This window comes from Pseudomonas sp. SA195 (genome assembly GCF_054131565.1).
In genome coordinates this window covers 739006-763182 of the sequence record NZ_CP096392.1, presented here as the reverse complement: position 1 = coordinate 763182, position 24177 = coordinate 739006, and the positions used below count along the sequence as shown (strand labels likewise).

Sequence of the window (24177 nt, the reverse complement as noted above, 5' to 3'; positions counted from 1 at the left end):
AACCCATCAGAGGATGATTCCCATGGCTCTCGAACACAGCAGTGCGACACCCCCAACCCACGCCATCGATTTCGAAGCAGTTGGCAGTACCTATTTCCAGGAACGCGAACTGAAGAAAGGCGCCGCCGGCTGGGTGCTGCTGGTCGGCCTCGGCGTCGCCTATGTGATCTCCGGCGACTATGCCGGCTGGAACTTCGGCCTCGCCCAGGGCGGTTGGGGTGGGCTGTTCATCGCCACACTGCTGATGGCGACCATGTACCTGTGCATGTGTTTCTCGCTGGCCGAGCTGTCCTCGATGGTCCCGACCGCGGGCGGCGGCTACGGTTTTGCCCGCACCGCCTTCGGCCCATTGGGCGGCTTTCTCACCGGCACGGCGATCCTCATCGAATACGCCATCGCGCCAGCGGCGATCGCCGTGTTCATCGGCGCCTATTGCGAGTCGCTGTTCGGCATCGGCGGCTGGATGATCTATCTGGCCTTCTACATCGTCTTCATCGGCATCCATATCTTCGGCGTCGGCGAGGCGCTGAAGCTGATGTTCATCATCACCGCCGTCGCCGCCCTGGCCCTGGCGGTGTTCATCGTCGCCATGGTGCCGCACTTCTCGGTCGACAAGTTGCTCGATATCGCGCCGACCACCGCTGCCGGCGCCAGCAACTTCCTGCCCTACGGCTATGTCGGCATCTGGGCGGCGATCCCCTACGCGATCTGGTTCTTCCTTGCTGTAGAAGGCGTGCCGCTGGCCGCCGAGGAAACCAAGAACCCGCAGCGCGACATGCCCCGCGGGCTGATCGGCGCCATGCTGATTCTGGTCGCCTTCGCCGGGCTGATCCTCCTGGTCGGCCCAGGCGGCGCCGGCTCCAGCACCCTGGTGGCATCCGGCAACCCGCTGGTGGAAGCGCTGACCACGGCCTACGGTTCGTCCACCTGGATGAGCGGCTTCGTCAACCTGGTCGGCCTGGCCGGGCTGATTGCCAGCTTCTTCTCGATCATCTTCGCCTACTCGCGGCAGATCTTTGCCCTGTCGCGGGCCGGCTACCTGCCGCGCAACCTCTCGCTGACCAACAAGAACAAGGCGCCGGTGCTGGCCCTGGTAATCCCCGGTGTGATCGGCTTCCTGCTGTCGCTGACCGGCCAGGGCGACCTGCTGATCCTCGTCGCGGTGTTCGGCGCGACCATTTCCTACGTGTTGATGATGGCCTCGCACATCGTGCTGCGCCTGCGCCGGCCGGATCTGCATCGCCCGTACAGGACACCCGGTGGCATCGTCACCTCGGGCGTGGCGCTGGTACTGGCCTGCATCGCGGTCATCGCAGGCTTCCTGGTCGACCCGCGGGTGGTGATCGGCGCCGCGATCATCTACGGGATCTTCATCGCCTATTTCGCGATCTACAGTCGGCACCACCTGGTGGCCGGTACGCCGGAAGAAGAGTTCGCGGCGATCGAGCAGGCCGAGGCGACACTCAAGTAGGGAGAGCAGCCATGACGTACTCGCACAGCGTGGGCGGCACCACCTGGCGCTTCGACGATCTGCGCGAGGTGATGGCCAAGGCCAGCCCGGCGCGCTCCGGCGACCTGCTCGCCGGGGTCGCGGCGGGCAGCGACGCCGAGCGAGTGGCGGCGCAGATGTGCCTGGCCGATGTGCCGCTCAGGCGTTTTCTCGAAGAAGCACTGATCCCCTACGAAAGCGATGAAGTCACCCGGCTGATCATCGACAGCCATGACGCCGCCGCCTTCGCGCCGATCAGCCACCTGACCGTGGGCGATTTCCGCAACTGGCTGCTCGGCGAGGAGGCGGACGAGTCGTCGCTGAAAGCCCTCGCACCGGGGCTGACGCCGGAAATGGTCGCCGCGGTGTCGAAGATCATGCGCGTGCAGGACCTGATCCTGGTCGCGCAGAAGGTCCGCGTCGTCACCCGCTTTCGCAACAGCATCGGCCTGGCCGGACGCATGTCCACCCGGCTGCAGCCGAACCATCCCACCGACGACGGCGCCGGCATCGCCGCGAGCATTCTCGACGGCCTGCTCTACGGCAACGGCGACGCGGTGATCGGCATCAACCCGGCCACCGACAGCACCGCCGGCATCTGCGAGCTGCTGAAGATGCTCGACGCCGTGATCAGCCGCTACGAGATCCCGACCCAGGGTTGCATCCTCACCCATGTCACCACCTCCATCGAGGCGATCAACCGCGGCGCGCCGCTGGACCTGGTGTTCCAGTCCATCGCCGGCACCGAGGCGGCCAACGCCAGCTTCGGCATCAGCCTGGCAACGCTGCAGGAAGGTTACGAGGCCGGCCTGTCGCAGAAGCGCGGCACACTCGGCGACAACCTCATGTATTTCGAGACCGGCCAGGGAAGCGCGCTTTCGGCCAACGCCCATCACGGCGTCGATCAGCAAACCTGCGAAGCGCGCGCCTATGCCGTGGCCCGTAAATTCAAACCCCTACTGGTGAACACCGTGGTCGGCTTCATCGGCCCGGAGTACCTCTACAACGGCAAGCAGATCATGCGCGCAGGGTTGGAAGATCACTTCTGCGGCAAGCTGCTTGGCGTGCCCATGGGTTGCGACATCTGCTACACCAACCACGCCGAAGCCGATCAGGACGACATGGACATGCTGCTGACGCTGCTGGGCACTGCCGGCATCAACTTCATCATGGGCATTCCAGGCTCGGACGACGTGATGCTCAACTACCAGACCACCTCCTTTCACGATGCCCTCTATCTGCGTCAGAGCATGGGCCTGCGCCCCGCGCCGGAATTCGAGGCGTGGCTGGCGAAGATGGAAATCCTGCACCAGGACGGCGGACGATTGCAGCTGGGCGAGCAACTCCCGCCCGCCTTTCGCCGGGCATTGGAGCGCATGGCATGACGCCTTTGAGCCCTGGCGTCCCCCTGCACCTACAGGTGCTGCACGGCCTGTGTCTCGTAGGAGCCAGCTTGCTGGCGATCAAAAAGCTGTGAGCGCGAACTGAGTTCGCCTACCTCGGAGGCGCCCATGCCTGACAAGCCCACCACCATCACCAACCCCTGGAATCACCTGCGCCAGCTCACCCCCGCGCGCATTGCCCTGGGTCGCGCCGGCGCCAGCCTGCCCACCGAGGCCCAGCTGGATTTCCAATTCGCCCATGCCCAGGCCCGCGACGCCGTGCACCTCTCGCTCGATACCCATGACCTGGCTTCGCAACTAGAGCAGCGCGGTTATCGCTGCCTGCAGCTGCACAGCGCCGCCCCGGATCGCCACACTTATCTTCAACGCCCCGACCTGGGCCGCCAGTTGGATGAAGAATCGGCCCAACGGCTGAGTGACCACGCGCAGCAACATCAGGCGGGCTATGACCTGGCTATCGTGATCGCCGATGGCCTTTCCGCGTTGGCGGTGCAGCGCCACGCCCTGCCGCTGCTCCAACGTATCGAAGAGCAGATCGAAAAGGATGGCTGGAGCCTGGCGCCGATCAGCCTGGTGCAGCAGGGCCGCGTCGCGCTCGGCGACGAGGTGGGTGAGCGTCTCAAGGCGAAAATGGTGGTCATGCTCGTTGGTGAACGCCCCGGTCTGAGTTCTCCGGACAGCCTCGGCCTGTACTTCACCTACGACCCGAAAGTCGGCCGCACCGATGCCGACCGCAACTGCATCTCCAACATCCGCCTGGAAGGCCTGAGCTACAACCTCGCCGCGCACCGCCTGATCCACTTGATGCGTGAGGCCTGCCGCCGGAAGCTCTCTGGCGTGAGCCTCAAGGACGAAGCGGAAATGCTCAGCCTCGATGGTGGTTCGCTAAAAACCGGTAACTTCTTGCTTGGTTAAACCGATGCCCGAGCTTGCCGGCCATGATCACGCCCCTTTAAGGTTGACGCCCTCCCGGCTGGAAGCTCCTCCATGTGGTCGTTCCGCGACTGGCGCCGCAAGCGCATCCTCGCCCGTCTCGCCATCGAACCTGAGCTCTGGCAAAGCGTGCTGGACAGCCTGCCGATGCTCGACGGGCTGAGCACGGACGAGACCGAACGCCTGCGCGAGCGCAGCCTTCTGTTCCTGCATGCCAAGCGCCTTACTGCATTGCCCGGCGTAGAGCTGGATTTAGCCGATCGCCTGCGCCTCGCCGCCCAGGCGCAGCTGCCGTTACTTCATCTGCCCGCGCTGGATTGGTATCAGGGCTTTCACGAAATCGTTATCTACCCCGACGACTTTCTCAGCCCGCAAAAGCATCGCGACGCCGCCGGCATCGAGCATGAGTGGGACGCCGAACACAGCGGCGAGGCCTGGCTGCAAGGGCCGGTCATCATGGCCCTGCCCGGTATCCGGGAGAGCGGCGGCTGGGAGGGCTACAACCTGGTCATCCACGAGCTGGCGCACAAGCTCGACATGCTCAACGGTGACGCCAACGGCCTGCCGCCGCTGCATCGCGACATGCGTATCGACCGCTGGGCCAGCGTCATGCAGGCTGCGTACGACACGCTCAACGCACAGTTGGATGCCGACCCAGACGCCGAGACGCCGATCGACCCCTACGCCGCCGAAAATCCTGCCGAGTTCTTCGCGGTGACCAGCGAATACTTTTTCAGCGCACCGGATGTGTTGCAGCCGGCTCTCCCCCAGGTCTATGAACAGCTGGCGGCCTTCTACCGTCAGGACCCGCTGGCGCGCCTACGCCACTTGCAGGAAAGCGACCCGCAGTATGCGGAACCTCACTAACCCAGGACCGTCGAATGCGCGCGTTGCGGCAGCCGGCAATGGCCACGTCCCCGGCATGGCAAAGCGCCCGACAGTGCGCCTATAATCGCGCCCACTTTTTTCGCCCCAGGCCGCCTCGGCCGACCACGGAGCAATGTTCATGAGCTACAGCAAAGTCCCGGCCGGCAAAGACCTGCCAAACGACATCTACGTCGCCATCGAAATCCCGGCCAACCACGCGCCGATCAAGTACGAAATCGATCACGACACCGATTGCCTGTTCGTCGACCGCTTCATGGCTACCCCGATGTTCTACCCGGCCAACTACGGTTTCATTCCGCACACCCTGGCCGATGACGGCGACCCGCTCGACGTACTGGTCGTGACGCCCTATCCGGTTGCGCCGGGTTCGGTCATCCGCTGCCGCCCGGTCGGCGTGCTGAACATGACCGACGAAGCCGGCGGTGACGCCAAGCTGATCGCCGTCCCACACGACAAGCTGACCCAGCTGTACAAGGACGTGAAGGAATACACCGACCTGCCGCCGCTGCTGATCGAGCAGATCAAGCACTTCTTCGAGAACTACAAGGATCTCGAGAAGGGCAAGTGGGTCAAGGTCGAAGGCTGGGAAGGCGCTGACGCCGCCCGCGCCGCCATCATCAAAGCTGCCGAGGCTTATCAGAAGTAAGCCGAGGCACTGAAGAAAAGCCGGCCACAAGCCGGCTTTTTAGTATCTGGTCGTTATGTAGCTGTCCGACCTCGAGCGCCTCCCTTGGCCTGGTGATCGATCCTAGAAGCGCCCATCCAGCGCAACGGTCACGTCAGATACCGGTTGAACCAGGCGATCGTGCGGTCCCATGCCAGCTTTGCGGCCTCTTCGTCATAGCGAGGTGTCGAATCGTTGTGAAACCCGTGGTTGGCGTCCGGGTAGATGTACGCCTCGTATGTTTTTCCTGCAGCCTTCAGCGCGCGTTCGTATTCAGGCCAGCCTTCGTTGATCCGGGTATCGAGCTCACCGAAGTGAAGCAGCAATGGCGCCTGGATTTTCGCGACATCCTTCGCGTCGGCGTGGCGGCCATAGAACGGGACCGCAGCCGCCAGTTCGGGGAAGGCCACCGCGGCCGCATTGGCTACGCCGCCGCCGTAGCAGAAGCCGGTAATACCCACCTTTCCGGTCGTCATCTCGTGGCTCATCAACCATTCAATAGCGGCGAAAAAATCGTTCATGAGTTTTTCGGGATCGACGGTCTGCTGCAGCTCGCGGCCCTTGTCGTCGTTGCCCGGGTAGCCACCCACTGAACTCAGGCCGTCCGGCGCGAGCGCAATGAAGCCCGCTTTCGCGACCCGGCGGGCAACGTCCTCGATGTAGGGATTCAGCCCACGGTTTTCATGCGCCACGACCACTGCAGGCAACTTGCCCTCGGCCTTGGCCGGGCGAACCAGGTAGCCGCGTACGCTGCCGTGCCCATTCGGCGAAGGATAGGTGATGTATTCGGGGACGATGTCCGGATCGGTGAAATCCACCTGATGGGCCAATGCGTAATTGGGACTCAACGCCGACAGGATGCCGGTCGCTGACAGCCCACAAACGGCCGTGAACGCGCCTGCTCGCTCGAGGAAGTCGCGCCGGCTGATCTTGCCGTGGGCGTAGTAGTCGTACAGTTCAAGCAACTGCGGTGAGAAATCTTTTGCGGTCAGACGTGCCATCTCTGCTCTCCTCTCTTGGGTCAAATAGATTCCGTACAACATTCCTGGCGGCGTAGCGCAGAGGTCTTCCACGAAACGCGACTAGCGATGCTGCGGGGCCAGCGACGTGCGGATATCAACACCAGTCGGCTGGGCGCTTGGGTGAACAGGGAAAGGCTCGTCAGTCACCCGCACCGGCAGCTTCAAACCAAAGGTATTGAAGCCATCGACACTGCGGACGTAGACGTCACCGCCATGCATGAGCGCAATGGCCTTGACGATCGCCAAGCCCAGCCCATGGTTCGCGCCGCTATTGCTTCGCGATGGGTCAATCCTGAAAAACCGTTCGAACAGACGGGGCAGATGCTCTTCAGCGATCGGCTCCCCAGGGTTGCCAATACCGATGTCGACCCACTCGTTCTGCTGCGTGATGACGATCTGTACGGTCTGCCCCGCCGGGGTGTGCTGAACCGCATTGTTGATCAGGTTGATCAGGGCGCGGCGCATGTGGGATTTGTCGATCTGCACCAGAGCGTCGCCGGTGACCTCGACCTTGACCGCAGCCTCATCAAGGATGAAATCCAGATAATCAAGGGTGGTCGCGACCTCGTCGGCCAGCGAGACGGTCACCAGGGCCGTTGCCTTGCTGCCCTGGTCGGCACACGCCAGAAACAGCATGTCGATGATGATCGAGCGTAGCCGCTCAAGCTCCTCGAGGTTCGATTGCAGAACCTCGAAATAGTCCTCGGCCGAGCGACCTCTGGTCAGGGCCACCTGGGTCTGCCCAATGAGGTTGGTCAGAGGTGAACGCAGTTCGTGAGCCACATCGGCGTTGAAGGATTCGAGCCGTTCGTAGGCCTTTTCAACCCGCTCGAGTGTGGCGTTGAACGCCGTGGCGAACTGCTTCAGCTCTGGCGGCAGTGCGGAAAGCTGCAGCCGGCCGGAAAGCCGTGGCGGCGTCAGCTTCAACGCTTCCTCGGACAACCTGATCAAAGGCTTGAGGCCGATGCGCGCGACCCAATAGCCCAGCGTTGCTGCCAGCAGGATACCGGCGATGGCCAACCCGACGAGCACGACCAGCAGATGCCGCTGCGTTTGCCAGAAGGCTTCGGTATCGATGCCGATGAGAAACCTGACCGCCGGCCGCTCGTCTTTCGCGGGCAATTCGTGCAGCAACACCTTGGTCGGGTAGCGTTCGCCTTCGAGCGTCAGGTCGTGAATGCCTTGAGCGCCCCTGGCAAAACGCCGGAGCTGGTTACTCGGTTCGCCGAACTCGAAGCTCGGGTCCTCACTGACCACCCAGAATCGGATGCGGCTGTCCTCTTCGCTCAGTAGCGTGAGCTTGTCGCGCATCTTCACCCAATGCTCGGGCGTTCCGAACCGATTCAGCGGCGCCTCGAGTACGCTATAGCGCGCTTCGAGTTCGGCCTCGGGAAGCAGACCCAGTCCTTTGTCCACCTGGTGATAGAGCGTCCAGCCGATCAGCAGGAAGATCACTGCCGCCACCAGCGTGAACAACCCGCTCAGCCGCAGCGCGATTGAATCAGTAGGCACGGCGGTCTTCCAGCACATAGCCCATGCCCCGGATCGTGTGCAGCAGCTTGTGTTCGAACGGGCCGTCGAGTTTGGCGCGCAGCCGCTTGATGGCGACCTCCACCACGTTCGCATCGCTGTCGAAATTGATGTCCCAGACCATCTCGGCAATGGCGGTCTTGGAGAGGATCTGGCCATGCTGTCGCGCCAGCACGCTGAGCAGCGAAAACTCCTTCGCGGTGAGATCGAGCCGTGTGTCGGCGCGGGTCGCCTTGCGGCTGATCAGATCAACCCAGAGGTCAGCGACGGTGATCTGCACCGGCTCATGCCCGCCGCCCCTGCGCGTCAACGCCTGCAGCCGTGCCACCAACTCAAGGAAAGAGAAGGGCTTTCCCAGGTAGTCGTCAGCCCCTTCTCGCAGCCCACGGACCCGATCTTCCACGCGCTCGCGAGCGCTCAGCATGATCACCGGCGTCTGCTTGCGGGCTCGCAGGCTGCGCAGTACGGCGAACCCGTCCAACCCCGGCAGCATCACATCGAGAATGATCACGGCGAACTCGTGCTCGAGTGCCAGGTGCAGCCCTTCGATGCCATCTCCCGAGCGGTCGACCGCGTAACCCTGTTCGGTCAGCCCCCGATGCAGGTAGTCGGCCGTCTTCACCTCGTCTTCGATTACCAGAACGCGCATGGCCGCCTCAGTGCTCGGTTGCAGGTTCGTAGGCCGGAGCGCGGCGATGCAAGACACGCTCCAGCAGCAAGTATATGACCGGTGTGGTGAACAGGGTCAGCGCCTGGCTAACCAGCAACCCACCCACCACGGCAATCCCCAGAGGCTGGCGCAGCTCGGCGCCAGGCCCGGATCCGATGATCAGTGGCACTGCGCCAAGCATGGCTGCGATGGTCGTCATCATGATCGGGCGAAAGCGCGTGATGCACGCCTCGTAGATGGCATCCTGCGGCGACAGGCCTCGGCTGCGCTGAGCCTCCAGCGCGAAATCGATCATCAGGATGCCGTTCTTCTTGACGATGCCGATCAGTAGCACCAGCCCGATCAGCGCCATGATGGAGAAGTCCTGGCCGAACAGCCAGAGCATCACCAGAGCCCCCAGCCCGGCCGATGGCAGCGTGGAGATAATGGTCAAGGGATGAACCAGGCTTTCATACAAGACGCCAAGGATGATGTAGACCGCGACCAGGGCCGCAAGAATCAGCCAGGGCTGGCTGGCAAGCGAACTTTGAAAAGCCTGCGCGGCACCCTGGTAGCTTCCAGAGATTTCGGCAGGCATGCCAATTTCGGCTCTGGCCCGCTCGAGCGCCGTAACCGCATCTCCTAGCGCAACCCCAGGGGCAAGGTTGAACGACAGATTGGCTGCCGGCGACATGCCGTCATGCGCGATAGACAAGGGACCACTGATGGGCGCGCCCACGCGGGCCACTGCCGATAGCGGCACCATTTCGCCAGTGAGCGGCGAACGCAGATAGAAGTAATCGAGGCTTCGAGACGTTCCTCGCTGCTGCTCGCCGAGCTCCAGAATGATGTTGTACTGATTCGTTTCGGTCTGGTATTCGCTGATCTGGCGTTGCCCGAAGGCATCGTAAAGTGCGTTATCGATATCACGGGTGGTCAACCCGAAGCGACCAGCGGCTGCGCGATCGATCGTGATCGGCGTGGTACTGCCGCCCAGTTGCAGATCGTTGGAAATGTCCCTGAACGCCTGATTCTGGCGCAGGTGCTCGGTCAACCGCTCGGTCCAGGCGTTCAGCATGGGGCCGTCGTTGCCTTTGAGGACGTACTGATATTGGCTGCGACTGGCACCCGCGCTGAGGTTGATGTCCTGCCCGGCGCGCAGATAGAGGACGATGCCTGGCACGGCTCCGAGTTTGGCACGAACACGATCAATAAAAGCGCTGGCTGACACGTCACGTTGGTCACGGTCTTTCAGGGAAATCCAGAAGCGCCCGTTGGCGACGGTCTGGTTGCTGCCAGTCGCCCCAACCGCATGGGAAAACGCCCTGACGGCAGGGTCGTCCGACAGGATGCGGGCAAGTTCCAGGTGCTTTTCCACCATGTCCTGATAGGAAACGTCTGCAGCGGCTTCGGTGGTTCCGAGCACGAAGCCGGTGTCCTGCACCGGAAAGAACCCCTTGGGGATGTACACATAGCCGGCGACGGCCAGTGCGAGCGTCAGGCTGAACAGCGCGAGCATGGCGCGCTGATGGGCCAGCGCCCCACGCAGCCCTTTGGCGTAATGGCCGAGCAGGCGTTCGCTTATGCCCGGCTGCTCAACCACGTCATGCCGCGGAGGACGCATGAACAAGGCCGCCAGCGTAGGCGCGAGGGTCAGCGACACCACGACCGAGACCAGAATCGTCGAGGTGGCCGTCAACGCGAATTCCTTGAACAAGCGCCCTACCACGCCCCCCATGAACAGGAGCGGGATGAACGCGGCAACCAGCGAAACACTGATCGAAATGACGGTGAACCCGATCTCGCTGGCACCTTTTATCGCGGCGTCGCGGCTGCTTTCCCCCGCCTCGAGATGACGGTGGATGTTTTCCACCACGACGATCGCATCATCCACGACAAAACCTACCGCGATCACGATCGCGACCAGCGTCAGGTTGTTGAGACTGAAGCCAAACAGGTACATGAGTGAAAACGATGCCACCAGCGACACGCCGAGAACGCTCGAGACGATCAGGGTGGCGGACCACTGTCGCAGGAATAGCGCCATCACCCCAACGACCAGCACAACGGCGATCATCAAGGTGATTTCAACCTCGTGCAGGGAGGCGCGGATGGTACCGGTACGGTCGTTGAGCACTGCCACGTCCACCGACGCCGGCAATAGCGACCGAAGCTGCGGCAATGCGGCCTGAATACGGTCGACCGTATCGACGATATTGGCGCCAGGCTGGCGCCTGATAACCAGGTTCAGACTCGGTTCCAGTCCAGCCCAGGCCTGGGCGTAATCGTTTTCCGAGCCGGCCACCACCCGCGCGACGTCGGCGAGGTGGACCGGCGCCCCATCCACGTACGAGACAATGAGCCGTCCGTATTCTTCGGCCTGGAACAGCTGGTCATTGGTTGAGATCGTCGAGATGCTTGACTCGCCATAAAGCGCACCCTTGGCGAGGTTGAGGTTGGTGTTCTGGATCGCCTGGCGCACATCGGCGAGCGTCAGGCCCACCGCCGCGAGCTTGTCCGCCGACGCCTGCACACGAATGGCCGGACGTCGCTGACCGGTGATGTTGATCAGCCCCACGCCTTCGATCTGGCTGATCTGTCGAGCAAGCACGGTTTCGACCAAGTCGCTGAGCTCGGTAGCGGGCATCAGCGTGGAACGAACCGTCAGCACCAACACCGGACTGTCCGCTGGGTTGACCTTGCGCCAGGTCGGGAGACTGGGCATGTCCTGCGGCAATTTGCCGGCGGCACTGCTGATGGCGGCCTGCACTTCCTGCGCCGCAGTGTCGATGCTCTTATCGAGGCTGAACTGCAGCACCAGGGTGGTCGAGCCCAGCGCGCTGCTGGAGGTCATCTGGCTGAGGCCGGAAATCGAGCTGAACTGCACCTCCAGCGGCGTGGCGACCGCCGACGCCATGGTCTCCGGGCTGGCACCGGGTAGCTGTGCGGTGACCTCGATCGTGGGAAATTCCGCTTCGGGAAGCGGCGCGACTGCCAGCCGTGGATAAGCGATCACCCCCAGCAGCAACAACGCGAACGTCAGCAGCAACGATGCAACCGGATGATTGACGCACCAGGTGGAAACCGAGCCGCGACCGTTCATGGTTGCGCCTGCGTAACCATCGCCGGATCGGCGTGTTGGCCTTCAAGCACCTCGACTTCCACACCCGGTTTCAGTCTCGACTGCCCATCGCTGACCAGTCTGTCGCCAGCGCTGACGCCCTCGACGATAAACAGCCGTTCGCTCTGATGCTTGACGGTAACCGGCTGCAGTTCGGCAACGTTGCCGTCGAGGCGGTACACGAAGTGACCTTCCAGCCCACGCGATACGGCACGAGGCGGGACGGTCAGCGCCGCCGGGAACTGCCCGGTCCGCACCCTGACGTTCACCAGCTGGCCTGGCCAGAGCGCGTGATCATCGTTGGCAAATTCGGCTTTGACTCGCAGCGTGCCGGTGCTGGCGGAAACCTGATTGTCTATCAGGCGCAGACGCCCCTCAGCGAGGAGTACATCATCGCTCCCCTCGCCAGTGAGGTAGGCAGAAACCGGCGCCGCCTCTGGGACCTCCAGCAAGCGCTGCAAGGTGGGCAACATGACCTGCGGCAGCGAAAATTCAACCGAGATAGGGGCGATCTGCGTGACCGAGAACAGGCCATCGGCATCGCTGGCACGCAGAAAGTTACCCTCGTCCACGCTGCGAATGCCCACCCTGCCGGTCACTGGCGAAAGTATGCGGGTATGCGACAGCTGGACTTCGGCGGCGACAATGGCGGCCTTGTTCCCAGCGAGCGTGGCCCTGAGCTGATTCACCAGGGCCTCTTGCTGATCGAACGTCTGGCGAGACACGCCCTTTTCGGCGACCAGTTCACGGTAGCGCTTGAGATCGATTTCCGCGCCGGTCAGCTGAGCCTGGCTCTGGTCGAGCTGCGCCTTGGCCTGTTGCAGGCTGGCACGAGCGGACCGGTCATCGATGGTGGCCAGCAGATCGCCTGCCTTCACCCACTGCCCTTCGTCCACATGGAGCCTAGTCAGCACCCCGTCGATCTGCGTGCGGATCACCACGCTTTGCATGGAGGCGACACGACCGATGCCGATCGCGAAGTCCTCTACGTCCTTGCGTTCAACCGTTACCACTCGAACCGGCACTGCCCGCGGCTTTGCGGGCGTGGCGGTCTCGGGCTCGGCCAAAAGCCAACGTCCCGCGGCCCCTGTTAGCACCAGCGCGCCCAAAATCCATATCGCCTTGCTTCGGTTATGCATCAGTCATACACCGGGAATGGCCGAAGAATGTCCAGCCGCTCTTATAACCCGCTACGCCGGTCAGTAGGGTGACCGCAACCTGACAGGACCGTCAGCAAGCAGCGCGGTGGCCAAAAAAAAAAATCCGCCGGACCAGAGCCCGGCGGAGTAAGGGTCAACCAATAAGTCAACCAAAGGAGCGGATCAGAACGAAGTCGTGATCGAGGCGTAGAAGGATCGACCTGGCTCGTTGTAGGTGCTCGCGCCGGCGGTGGTCCCTGCGCCTTCGCGATAGATACGCTTGTCGAACAGGTTGTTGATACCGGCGCCCAGCGTCAGGTTTTTGCTCACCTCGTAAGTCCCGCCCAGACTCCAGATGTGGTAGGGATCGAGCGTCTGAAGCTGGTTTTCGGCAGTCACTTCAGTGTCGGTGGTCGGGTTGTAAACCCGCGGTTCCTGCTTGCCATAGAAGGTGGCGGTCAGGCTGAGCGCGAGCTGTTGGGTCGCCTGCCAGTCGAGCATGCTGTTGATGGTGTACTCGGGCACGACCGACAAGGGGTTTCCGTCACTGTCCGTGTTGTCCTGCATGTAGGTGAAGTTGGTGTTCCAGCTCAACAGGTCACCTTCTACCCCCAGCAGCGGAACCCCAATGCTGCCCTCCCAGCCCTTGACCACCGCATCCTTGGCGTTATCCCACTGCAGAATGCCCGCGTACTGCGTCGGGTTGGATGGGTTGGTGACGGTTCCGAGCAGCACGTTCGACGAGACGATCTTGCTGTCGTAGTCGTTGCGGAAGTACGTCACCCCCGCGTGCCAGCCGCCGCTCGCGAAGTTGATGCCGATTTCCTTGTTGATACTGATCTCGGGGTCGAGGTTTTCGTTACCCAGGATGTAGCAGCCGCCGCTGGAGGTCGTGCCCTCGGCACAACCATTGCCGTTGCTGCGATACAGGTAGTTGGGGTTGGACTGATAAAGGTTCGGTGCCTTGAACGCACGCGCGACACCACCCTTGATGGAGATGCTGTCGGTCAGCTGGTAGGCACTGTTCAGGCTCGGGCTCCAATTGAAGCCGAATTGGTCATGGTGGTCGAGACGCAAGCCTGGCGTGAGGATCCAGCCCGGCGTCAGCTCGATGTTGTCCTCGACGAACAACGCCATCATGGTCGCGTCCATCTCGCTGGAGCGAGCATCAGCGGCGGAGTTAGACAGCTCATACCAGCTTCCCGTACCGATATCTCGGGCGAAGGTCGACGGGTCGTCGAGCTCCTGGCGATTCCATTCCGCGCCGACCGTAAGCGTCTGGTAGCGCAGGGCTTGTAGCGGAATATCCAACTGCCCCTGGACCAGATAGCTCTGATAGATGCTGGTCTGCTTGTCGGAACCGGCACTGATGTCACCATCGACACTCCCGGTCTGGCCTTCGAGCAGACGGCGGTTGTCGGTACGCTCGTATTGCGCGGTCAGGCGAGAAGTGCCGAACCCCCAGTTGCCGTGATGGCTGACCGAGTAGTTCTGGCGGTACATGGTGTTGGTCTCGCGACCCAGCCAGGGGCTGATGTTGCTAGTTGGGTCCAGGGATTCGGTACCGCCCGTGCCGACGTCACCGGCGTAGATGTTGCCCTGTCGGCTATAGCCGGCCTCGAAGTCCAGCGTTTGTTGGTCGTCGAGGGCCCAGCTCAGCAAGCCGTTGATGTCCTTGTTACGAACCCCTTCCCGACCGGCCGCCAGGGACGCGCCGGACGCCGTGTCGGTGTGGGCCAGGTTGATGTCGGCGTCGTCCGCGTCGGTCTTGTTGAGGTTGCCATACACGCGGAAGGTAAGTGCATCGGTCAACGGACCGGCGAGGCTGAAGTTGGTGCGCTTGGTCACGCCTTCCGCGTCGTCTTCGGGAATGTTGGTGTAAGCGGTGATCGATCCGGTGAGCTTGTCGGTCGGGCGCTTGGTGATGATGTTCACCACCCCGCCCATGGAGCCGGAGCCGTAGCGGGCTGCCGCCGGGCCGCGCAGCACTTCGATGCGCTCGATCTGTTCGGCCGGTACCCAGTTGCTGTCACCGCGCGTGTCCCGCTCACCGGCACGGGTGTAACGGACCGAGTTGCGGGACGTGACCGGCTTGCCGTCGATGAGAATCAGGGTGTTTTCCGGGCCCATGCCACGTAGGTCGATCTGGCGGTTGTTTCCACGCGAGCCAGTGGTACCGTTGCCGGTCAGGTTGACACCGGGCATCTTGCGTACCAGATCGGAGATGTCATTCACCGGCGGACGCTTCTTCAAGTCCTCCTCGGTGATTATCGAGACCCCGGGGGCCTGCTTGAGCTCTTGCTCGGCCGTGCCCATTACCCAGATATCCTGAAGTTCGACCACGGGGTCCGCAGTCGCCTCCTGCGCCGATGAAAACGGCGAAACGGCAATGATGATGGCAAAGGTAAGGGCGCTGATTCTGAAGTCCGGTCGCATTTGGGTCTCCTTGTTTGGGGCCGGCATGGCGGCGTCCAGACGCTGCGGACGGAGCGGCAACGTTCGGTATGCCCTGCACGGAAGCGCCACGAATGGTATTTATTCGTATTTGTGAGTAAATATTATTTACAAAATATACATTTCCAGACGCACGAGCCATTCGATTCGTCTGCAGGCATTCGTTTGATTGAAGCGAGCGGAGCGACCGCACTTGCACGCCCCTTGTGCAAGGTAGGTTTTGGCAGCGATATAGCGCTGGTGTCAGGTGGAGCGAAGCACAACGCGTCCGGCCTGTTCGACGGCGTGATGCGTCCCCCTCGCTTCGTGAAAGTTAACGCTCAGGCAGAAGACCTCAGCCAAACATTCATGCGAGAATGTAAAGACGACGTAAACGAGAGTGATTGCCATTAAGCGAGAGAGTAAGGTCGCGACTCTCTTTTTCGCCGCGCCAACCAGGCGCACGCTTTGTATCAGGAGCCCCCAATGTCCCGACATCCGCTACGCTCATTGACCTGTCTGCTCATCACCACCCTGCTGGCCTGTAGCCAACTACACGCCGCCGATCGAATCGTTGACAGCCTCTACGGCCCGATCAAGCTCGATGGTGTTCCGCAACGCGTAGTCGCGCTAAGCGACAACGCGCTGGATGCGGCGCTGTCAGTTGGCGTCCAACCGGTTGGCACCCTGGCCAGCCGTGGCGGCACCGATGTACCGGATTATCTCAAGGAGCAGGCGGGCAAGATCGCCCTGGTCGGCACGGTTCGCGAGCCCAACCTCGAGGCAGTACTGGCGCAGCAGCCCGACCTTATCCTGGCGTCGGGTGAGCTGCCGAAGGCGCAGTACGACCGGCTCAGCCTGATCGCCCCAACCGTGGTGCCCAAGGGCGGCTCCTTCGAGGACTGGCGGCAGGTCTACGCTGTGTATACCGAGGCGCTTGGTAAGCAGGACGAGGGCAAGCGCCGCCTTGATGAAATCGACAAGCGCCTTGCTTCGATGCGCGAACGCCTGTCCGGCAGCCCACAGGTCAGCGTGGTCCGCTGGAATCCCCAGGGGCCCTTCATCATGTCCAGCCAGTTGTTCGTCGGCCAGTTGCTGGACTCGATCGGCTTCAAGCCGAACGAACTGGCTACGCAAACGAAGAAGCCGCACACCGACATCCTCAGCTTGGAGAATCTCGACAAGGCCGATGCCGACTGGATCTTCCTCGCCACGCTCAACACCGATGGTCGCAAGGCGCTCGAGGAAGCGCGCCAGCAGCCCGCCTTCACGCGGCTGGATGCGGTAAAGAACAATCATGTGGTCACGGTCGATGGCCAGGTCTGGAGCAGCAGCTCCGGCTACCTCGCCGCGCAACGTGTACTGGATGATGTGGAGAAGGTTCTGCTCGACTGATGCTCGCGTCTCGCCTTTCCCTGGCGCCTGCGCTGACCTGCGTGGGCGCGTGCCTCTTGTTGCTATGCCTGACGAGCCTGATGTTAGGCGCGGGCGATGTCGGCATCGCACGCAGCCTGCTTGCGCTTTTCGGCGCGGCGGACGAACAGGCGCGCTTCGTCGTCTATGACCTGCGCTGGCCACGCACCGAACTCGGCGTGCTAGTGGGTGTTGCGCTCGGTGCCGCCGGCCTGCTGTTGCAATCGGTCACCCGCAATCCGCTGGCCGAGCCAGGACTGATGGGCGTAAGTGCCGGGGCGTCGTTTGCGGTGGTGCTCGCCATAGCGCTGGGCGCGAGTGCCGCATCGCTCAATCTGATGGTAGCGGTCGGCGGCGCGCTGGCCGGTTGCCTTCTGGTGCTTCTGGTCACCCAGATGCGCGGCGTGGGCAACGATCCGGTGAGGCTCGTGCTTGCTGGCGCCGCGTTTTCCGGGTTGCTGACGGCCATGAGCAGCATGCTGCTGCTACAAGACCAGCGCACCGCTGACGAGATGCGCTTCTGGGTGATTGGCGCTCTTGCGGGCCGCCCCCTCGATACGCTTGTCTGGAGCCTGCCGGGCCTGATAGCCGGACTGGTATTGACGCTGCCCCTCATCCCTGCGCTGGCAGCGCTGTCGCTGGGTGAGCGAGTCGCCAGCGGTCTTGGCCATCACCCGCAGGTCACGCGGCTGGTCACGTTATTGGCCGTAGCCCTGCTGGTTGGCACTGCGACGGCCGCCGCCGGCCCGATCGGTTTCGTCGGGCTGGTGGTGCCCTACATCGCGCGCCGCCTGGTCGGTACCGATATACGCCGCACCTTCGGCCTGGCGATCCTGCTCGGCCCCTGCATTGTCCTGTTTGCCGACATCCTGTCCCGGCTGGCGGTACGCCCTTATGAGTTGCCAGTCGGGGTAATCACGGCCCTGGTCGGCGCGCCCATTCTGATCGCCGTGGTACGCAGCCACCGGTTGCCAACCTTATGAATGCCCTGGTCCACACTCCGCATGTCCATACGCCGCACGGTTACTGGCTGTTGCGTATCGGCGCGCTGTCGCTGCTGTTGCACCGCCGCAGCCTGCTGGTCGGCATCGCGCTGTGCCTGATTCTGCTACTCGCGGCTAGCTGGTTGCTCGCTGTAGGCACGCCGGGGCTGAGCCAGTGGCAAGCCCTTCTCGCCGCCTTCGGCGACGGCGAGCCGATGCATCTGCTGTTGGTCCGTGAGCTGCGAATGCCACGGATCATGGCTGGCTTGCTGAGCGGCGCAGCACTAGGTGCTGCGGGCTGTCTGCTGCAAACGCTGGCGCGCAACCGCCTCGCTACTCCGGGCGTGATCGGCATCGACAATGGCGCGACCGCATTCGCCGTCGCCTCCATCGTGGCGATCCCGACCAGCATTGCGCCGTCGCTGCTGGCGCTGTCCGGCGCGACCACCGCAGCGGTACTCACCTTTGCCCTGGCCGCTGGGGCCGGCGCGCGGGGCTACCGTTTCATCGTCGTAGGCATCGCGATCGGAGTGATCTTCGGTGCGCTGACCAATCTGATGCTGGCCCGCACTAACATTGATGCTGCCAACGCCGCCTATCCGTGGACGGTGGGCAGCCTCAACGCACGCCCGACGCAATCGGTGCTGCTGCTGGGCATCGGCCTGGCGCTCGGCCTGCCCGTGGCTAAGATGCTGGTACGCCCATTGGCGCTGATGCGCTTTTCTGACAACGTCGCGATCGGCCTGGGCACGCGTCTCGGGCTGATGCGTGTACTGACCTTGTTACTGACCGTCTGGTTGACCGCCCTGGCAGTCGCGGTTGTCGGTCCGGTGGGGCTGATTGCGCTGGTCGCGCCGGAGATGGCCCGTTTCCTCTGCCGCCAGCACGGCGTGCCGGTGCTCAGCTCAGCCTTGAGCGGTGCGCTGCTGATGATCCTCGCCGACTGGGTGGGCCGCACCCTGCTGGCCCCGGTCGAGATACCGGTCGGCATCATCATGGCGATTGTCGGCGGGCCTTACCTGATATGGATTCTGTTACGCCAACCCTCCCGGACCCTAGCATGAGCACACTTCCCGAGATTCTCATCGAACGTCACGCGGCCGATGTCCGCCTCGAAGCGCGCGAGCTGTGCATGGGCTATGGGGATTCAAGCGTGATCGAGGGGCTGGACCTCGATTTCCCCCGCGGCAAAGTGACCGCCATCGTCGGCCCCAATGGCTGTGGCAAGTCCACCCTGCTGGCCGGCCTGTCGCGCCTGCACAAGCCTAGCGCCGGAGCGGTGTTGCTCGACGGCAAGGCCATCAGTCAGCTGCCGACGCGGGCTGTCGCGCAAAAACTTGCCCTGCTGCCGCAAGAAGCCAGCGCGCCGGATGGCCTCACCGTCACCGAGCTGATCCGCTTCGGCAGACAACCGCACCAGCGGCTGCTGCAGCAATGGAGCGAGCACGACCAGGCCATCGTCGATGCTGCCCTGCAGGCCGCCGACCTCGTCGCGCTGGCCGACCGGCCACTGCAATCGATGTCGGGGGGCCAGCGCCAGCGGGCCTGGATTGCCATGGCCATTGCGCAAGACACGCCGCTGCTGCTGCTGGACGAACCCACCTCAGCGCTGGATCTCGGCCACCAGATCGAAGTCTTCGACTTGATTCGCCAGCTCGCCGCCGCCGGCAAGACCATCGTTATGGTGGTGCATGATCTCAGCAGTGCCTGCCGTTACGCCGATCATCTGGTCGCCATGCACGGCGGTCGTGTTGTCGCCGAGGGCGCGCCGGAGCAGGTCGTCACCCCCGAACTGGTGCAAACGCTCTATGGCATTCACTGCACCCTGTTGCGCGACCCGCTGCATGGCACCCCGATCATCGCGGCGATCAGCCGCGCGGCCGGCGCCAGCAGCTGACAACCGCTGCGTCCTTGACCCTGATCCATCCCTCGGAACCAATCATAAGAAAAATAGATACCTGCTTAAGCAATTTCGCTGCGCGCCTCGCTTCGCCTCGCCCACACTTGGTCAACCACACAAGAATAAGAGGTGTAGACGATGCTCAAACTGTCCCTGTTAATCGGTGCGCTGATGAACGCCCTGGCCGGCTCGGCGCTGGCCGGTGGCAAGCAGCCGCATCAGGACCTGGCACAACTGCCGGTGGTCCGGCCTGCCGGTAGCTGCGCGGCGCTATCGACGTTCGATCTCACGCCCATCGGCGGCTCGGGCAGCCGCGTGGTCACAGCCGAGCAGGTGGTCAACGACAACGACGTGACGGTCTGCGCCGTGGAGGGCGTGCTCGCACCGAGCATCGGCTTTCGCGTAGAGCTGCCGACCCAGACCTGGACCCAGCGCTACCTGCAGATCGGTTGTGGCGGGCTTTGCGGGCGCATCTCGCTCGAGCCGGCGGCCGCCGATGGCTGCGTGCCTTACGACCGTGGGCGCTTCGTCGTCGCCAGTACGGACATGGGTCATCAGGGCAATGGCGGCGCCTTCGGTGCCGACCCGCAGAAGCGCGCCGACTTCGCCCATCGCGGCGTACACCTCACGGCCTTAGCCTCGAAAGCATTGATCGAAGCCTTCTACGGGCAGCAACCAGCCTATTCCTACTTCACCGGCTGCTCGGATGGTGGGCGCGAGGCACTGGTCGAGGCACAGCGGTATCCGGATGACTTCGACGGCATCGTTGCCGGCGCGCCGGCGATGAACTTCCAGGTGCAGAACTCCCTTCTGCACGGCTGGCAGGCCCGGGTGAATACCGGCGCGGATGGCCGTGCCGTATTGGTCGCCTCGCGACTGCCGCTGTTGCACCAGGCAGTGATCGCTCAATGCGACGGACTCGACGGCCAGCTCGACGGCCTGCTGACGGACCCCAGGGCATGCCAGTTCGATCCCGCGACCATCCAGTGCAGCGATGGACAGGACGGCAGCCAATGCCTGACCGCCGCCGAGGTCGATACCGTACGCAAGCTCTACGACGGCCCTCGCGATGTCGAGACCGGCGAGCGCCTGGCCATCGCCGGCCCTCAGCCGGGCTCGGAACTGGCCTGGGCAGGTGTATTCGTACCACAATCAGCCGACGCACCCATATTCAGCGAGACCATTGCGCTGGACGCGCTGCGCTACCTGGTCTTCGAGGGGGCGGCGCAACCCGGATTCACTCTCGATCAGCTCCAGTTCAACGCGCAGACGTTCGACCGCCTGCGCGCCCGCCACCCGCTGTTCGACTCGACCAACCCGGACCTCTCGGCCTTTGCCGGCAAGGGCGGAAAGCTGATTCTCTGGCACGGCTGGTCCGATCAACACATCTCGCCAATCAACACCATCGCCTACCACGAAGCGCTGCAGAACTACATGGGCCGTCGCCAGGCCGAGCGTTTCGAACGGCTCTTCCTCGTCCCCGGCATGTATCACTGCAGCGACGGAGAAGGCCCGCATCTGCTCGACCTCTTGACGCCCGTCATGCGCTGGGTCGAATCGGGGCAGGCACCCGAGGCGATCCTCGTACGCGCGCCAGGCGACGACACCTCTACCCGCATTGCCGCAGGCACGCAGCACCACAGCAAGCCGGTCGCGGCAAGCGAGGGACGCCCGGTCTACCCCTATCCGTACGTAGCGCGTTATGTGGGTCGCGGCCAGTCCGGCAAGGACGGTCACTACACGCGCGGCGCGCCTTTGACCCATGCACCAACGCCTGCTTGGAGGGGCTCGGACTTCTACAGCCCGTACACGCCTCGGGAGCTGTGAAACACACCTCCGGCCTTTTGGATAAACAAAACCGATATCTGGTTAACGATTTACCAGACGCTTATTCGGTTGGGTGCGCTTAGAGTCAGGCCACCCGAAAAGTGGGCGATGCCGGTCATGTCGGCATCGCCCTTTTTACAAAAACAAAAGGTGAATGCTATGGGTAACGCCACAGTCGATGTGAAGACGTGGATCGATGATCGTCCCATTTCCCGCTATCAATGGCTGATTCTCGGCCTGTGCTTTCTGGTAGTGGTATTCGACGGCTTCGATGTCGCTGTCATGGGCTTTATCGCCCCTTCTCTAATGCAGGAATGGGGCTTGTCCCGGTCCGCCTTTGGCCCGGTGATGAGCGCAGGTATGGTCGGCCTGGCCATCGGCGCCCTGGCGGCCGGCCCCTACGCCGACAGATTCGGCCGCAAGACCGTTCTCTTAACTGCTGTCACCATTTTCAGCATCCTCAGCGTCGCCTGCGCCTTCGCACGTAATCCGTACGAGCTGGCGGGCCTGCGCCTGGTCATCGGTATCGCACTTGGCGCCGCTCTGCCCAATACCACGACGCTGGTCTCGGAGTATCTGCCCCAGGGTAAACGCGCGCTGCTGATCACCCTGATGTTCACCGGCTTCAATCTGGGCTCGGGCTGCGGTGGCTTTCTCGCCGCCTACCTAATTCCCCACTATGGTTGGGAATCGGTACTGGCCGCTGGCGGCATCCTGCCGCTGCTGCTGTTGCCGTTCCTGTGGGTGTACCTGCCAGAATCGGCGAGCTTCCTCGCCGCGCGCAAGGCACCCGCGCACAAGATCGCCGTCGTGCTGAACAGGATCGGTGGTCGCTTCGACGGCAACACCCGTTTCATCACGGCCGACTCCAGCGAGCCAACCAAGACGCCGGTGCGCATGCTGTTCAGCGACAAGTACCGTTTCGGCACCCTGGCCCTTTGGCTCACTTACTTCATGGGGCTGCTGGTCATCTATCTCATGATGGGCTGGCTGCCGACCCTGCTACGTGACGGTGGCGTTTCCATCGAGCGCGCCGCGACGATTACCGGGCTCTTCCAGGTCGGCGGTACGGTTGGTGCGCTGGTGGTCGGCTGGCTGATGGACCGCCGCAACCCCAACCGGGTCATTGCCGGGTCTTACGCGCTCGGCGGTGCCGCGATTCTGCTGCTGGGTGCCTTCAGCCTCGAATCCAGCCTGCTGACGCTCGGCGTGATCGCTGCCGGATTCTGCATGAGCGGCGCGCAGACTGGCCTCAACGCGTTCGCACCGGCTTATTATCCGACCGAATTCCGCGCGACAGGCGTGAGCTGGATGCTCGGGATAGGCCGCTTCGGCGCGATTTTCGGATCACTGATCGGCGGCGTGGTGCTAAGCCTCGGCTTGGGCCTGCCAACCCTGTTCGCCCTGCTGGGCCTGCCGGCGTTCATCGCGGCCCTGGCGATCCTCGCCAACGGCTATGCCGCTCGCCAAGCCAACCGCGCCGTCGCGGCGCACTGACATAAAGGACTGACCTCATGGCACGCATCATTGGTGGCCTCGCTGTTTCCCACACCCCGACCATCGGCTTCGCCGTCGACCACGACAAGCAAGAAGAAGCGGCCTGGGCGCCGATCTTCGAAAGCTTCGAACCGGTCAAGGCCTGGCTGGGCGAGCAACAGCCGGACGTACTGCTGTACATCTTCAACGACCACGTCACCTCGTTCTTCTTCGACCACTACAGCGCCTTCGCGCTGGGCGTTGACGATCGCTACGAGGTCGCCGACGAGGGCGGTCAACCGCGCGACCTGCCGGCCATTGGCGGGCATGCCGAGCTGTCGCGTCACATCGCCACGAGCCTTGTTGCCGACGAGTTCGACATGAGCTTCTTTCGCGACAAGCCGCTGGATCACGGCTTCTTCTCCCCAATGTCGGCACTGCTGCCCTACCAGGACGGCTGGCCGCTGAAAATCGTCCCGCTGCAAATCGGCGTGCTGCAATTTCCGATCCCCTCGGCGGCGCGCTTCTACAAACTCGGCCGCGCCCTGCGCAAAGCCATCGAAAGCTTCCCGCAGGACATCAAGGTCGCACTGGTCGCCACCGGCGGCCTGTCGCATCAGGTGCACGGCGAGCGCTGCGGATTCAACAACACCCAGTGGGACGAGGAGTTCATCGAGCTGCTGGTCAACGACCCCGAGCGTTTGACCGAGATGACCATCGCCGAGTACGCGGCGCTTGGCGGCGTCGAGGGTGCAGAAGTGGTCGGCCATCTCATCATGCGCGGCGCGCTGTCGAACAACGTGAAGAAGCTGCACTCAGCCTATTACCTGCCGTCCATGACGGGCATCTCCACGCTGTTATTGGAGAACCTGGACAAGCCATTGCCAGTGGACGTCAACGCTCGCCACCGCGAGCACATGGCGCATCAGCTGGCTGGTGCCGAGAAGCTCGAAGGCAGCTATCCCTTCACGCTGGAGCGCAGCGCCAAGGGCTACCGCCTCAACAAATTCCTGCGCCGCATGATCGAGCCGGCCTGGCGTGAGCGCTTTCTGGCCGAGCCCGAGGCGCTGTTCGAGGAAGCGGCCCTCAGCGAAGAGGAACGCGACCTGCTGCGCCGGCGCGACTGGCGCGGCCTAATGCAGTACGGCGCTATCTTCTTTGGCCTGGAGAAACTTGGCGCGGTGCTCGGTATTTCCAACCTCGACATTTATGCCGGCATGCGCGGCGAAGACGTCGAGACCTTTCTCAAGACGCGCAACCAGCAGGTGCGCTACGGCGTGGCGCGCAAGAGCTGAGCGCGGCAGAGC

General features: G+C 63.1%; 17 protein-coding genes and 1 pseudogene. 12 read left to right on the top strand and 6 right to left on the bottom strand.

Annotated elements, in window-relative coordinates:
* The first annotated feature begins 22 nt into the window (after window positions 1-22).
* The 5 genes from eat to ppa all read left to right on the top strand — a co-directional run bounded on the left by eat (window position 23) and on the right by ppa (window position 5359).
* Window positions 23-1471: an ethanolamine permease gene (gene eat / locus M1D78_RS03455; protein WP_437422547.1), complete on the top strand. Its 1449-nt coding sequence runs from the start codon at window positions 23-25 to the stop codon at window positions 1469-1471.
* Between the two features lie 11 nt (window positions 1472-1482).
* Window positions 1483-2874 carry an ethanolamine ammonia-lyase subunit EutB gene (locus M1D78_RS03450; protein WP_437422546.1) on the top strand — a complete coding sequence of 464 codons (1392 nt, stop codon included), beginning with the start codon at window positions 1483-1485 and terminating at the stop codon, window positions 2872-2874.
* A 126-nt stretch (window positions 2875-3000) separates the two neighbouring features.
* Window positions 3001-3807 carry an ethanolamine ammonia-lyase subunit EutC gene (gene eutC / locus M1D78_RS03445; protein WP_437422545.1) on the top strand — a complete coding sequence of 269 codons (807 nt, stop codon included), beginning with the start codon at window positions 3001-3003 and terminating at the stop codon, window positions 3805-3807.
* Window positions 3808-3879: 72 nt separating this feature from the next.
* A complete protein-coding gene (locus tag M1D78_RS03440; RefSeq protein WP_437422544.1) occupies window positions 3880-4692 on the top strand; it encodes a M90 family metallopeptidase in 813 nt (270 codons plus the stop codon).
* Between the two features lie 139 nt (window positions 4693-4831).
* Window positions 4832-5359 (top strand): inorganic diphosphatase, encoded by a 528-nt coding sequence (gene ppa / locus M1D78_RS03435; protein WP_003290517.1) that lies wholly within the window; start codon window positions 4832-4834, stop codon window positions 5357-5359.
* A 128-nt stretch (window positions 5360-5487) separates the two neighbouring features.
* On the opposite strand, the gene yghX is transcribed toward ppa, so the two are convergent.
* The 6 genes and pseudogenes from yghX to M1D78_RS03405 form a co-directional block, all read right to left on the bottom strand.
* Window positions 5488-6378 (bottom strand): YghX family hydrolase, encoded by an 891-nt coding sequence (gene yghX / locus M1D78_RS03430; RefSeq protein WP_437422543.1) that lies wholly within the window; start codon window positions 6376-6378, stop codon window positions 5488-5490.
* Between the two features lie 171 nt (window positions 6379-6549).
* Window positions 6550-7911: pseudogene (locus M1D78_RS03425) on the bottom strand (heavy metal sensor histidine kinase); the annotation flags it as partial.
* Window positions 7901-8578, bottom strand: coding sequence for a heavy metal response regulator transcription factor (locus M1D78_RS03420; RefSeq protein ID WP_437422542.1), 678 nt, complete (start codon window positions 8576-8578; stop codon window positions 7901-7903). The gene M1D78_RS03420 and the pseudogene M1D78_RS03425, both read right to left, overlap by 11 nt.
* A 7-nt stretch (window positions 8579-8585) precedes the next feature.
* Window positions 8586-11681: a multidrug efflux RND transporter permease subunit gene (locus M1D78_RS03415; protein WP_437422541.1), complete on the bottom strand. Its 3096-nt coding sequence runs from the start codon at window positions 11679-11681 to the stop codon at window positions 8586-8588.
* Window positions 11678-12838, bottom strand: coding sequence for an efflux RND transporter periplasmic adaptor subunit (locus M1D78_RS03410; protein ID WP_437422540.1), 1161 nt, complete (start codon window positions 12836-12838; stop codon window positions 11678-11680). The genes M1D78_RS03415 and M1D78_RS03410 overlap by 4 nt, the downstream gene beginning before the upstream one ends.
* 183 nt (window positions 12839-13021) lie before the next feature.
* The gene (locus M1D78_RS03405; RefSeq protein WP_437422539.1) at window positions 13022-15274 is read right to left on the bottom strand and encodes a FepA family TonB-dependent siderophore receptor; all 2253 of its coding nucleotides are present in this window, start codon (window positions 15272-15274) and stop codon (window positions 13022-13024) included.
* 483 nt (window positions 15275-15757) lie between these two features.
* Between M1D78_RS03405 and M1D78_RS03400 the strand changes: the two genes are divergently transcribed.
* From M1D78_RS03400 to M1D78_RS03370, 7 genes are all read left to right on the top strand, one after another.
* Window positions 15758-16666: an ABC transporter substrate-binding protein gene (locus tag M1D78_RS03400; RefSeq protein ID WP_437422538.1), complete on the top strand. Its 909-nt coding sequence runs from the start codon at window positions 15758-15760 to the stop codon at window positions 16664-16666.
* Window positions 16666-17667: a FecCD family ABC transporter permease gene (locus M1D78_RS03395; RefSeq protein WP_437422537.1), complete on the top strand. Its 1002-nt coding sequence runs from the start codon at window positions 16666-16668 to the stop codon at window positions 17665-17667. The genes M1D78_RS03400 and M1D78_RS03395 overlap by 1 nt, the downstream gene beginning before the upstream one ends.
* Window positions 17664-18731, top strand: coding sequence for a FecCD family ABC transporter permease (locus tag M1D78_RS03390; protein WP_437422536.1), 1068 nt, complete (start codon window positions 17664-17666; stop codon window positions 18729-18731). The genes M1D78_RS03395 and M1D78_RS03390 overlap by 4 nt, the downstream gene beginning before the upstream one ends.
* Window positions 18728-19564: an ABC transporter ATP-binding protein gene (locus tag M1D78_RS03385; RefSeq protein WP_437422535.1), complete on the top strand. Its 837-nt coding sequence runs from the start codon at window positions 18728-18730 to the stop codon at window positions 19562-19564. Before M1D78_RS03390 ends, M1D78_RS03385 begins: the two co-directional genes overlap by 4 nt.
* 141 nt (window positions 19565-19705) lie before the next feature.
* Complete coding sequence (locus tag M1D78_RS03380) at window positions 19706-21394, top strand: tannase/feruloyl esterase family alpha/beta hydrolase (protein ID WP_437422534.1); 1689 nt, start codon at window positions 19706-19708, stop codon at window positions 21392-21394.
* A 159-nt stretch (window positions 21395-21553) separates the two neighbouring features.
* Window positions 21554-22891, top strand: coding sequence for an MFS transporter (locus tag M1D78_RS03375; protein ID WP_437422533.1), 1338 nt, complete (start codon window positions 21554-21556; stop codon window positions 22889-22891).
* Between the two features lie 17 nt (window positions 22892-22908).
* Window positions 22909-24165, top strand: a complete 1257-nt coding sequence (locus tag M1D78_RS03370) for a gallate dioxygenase (RefSeq protein WP_437422532.1) — start codon at window positions 22909-22911, stop codon at window positions 24163-24165.
* Window positions 24166-24177: the final 12 nt, after the last annotated feature.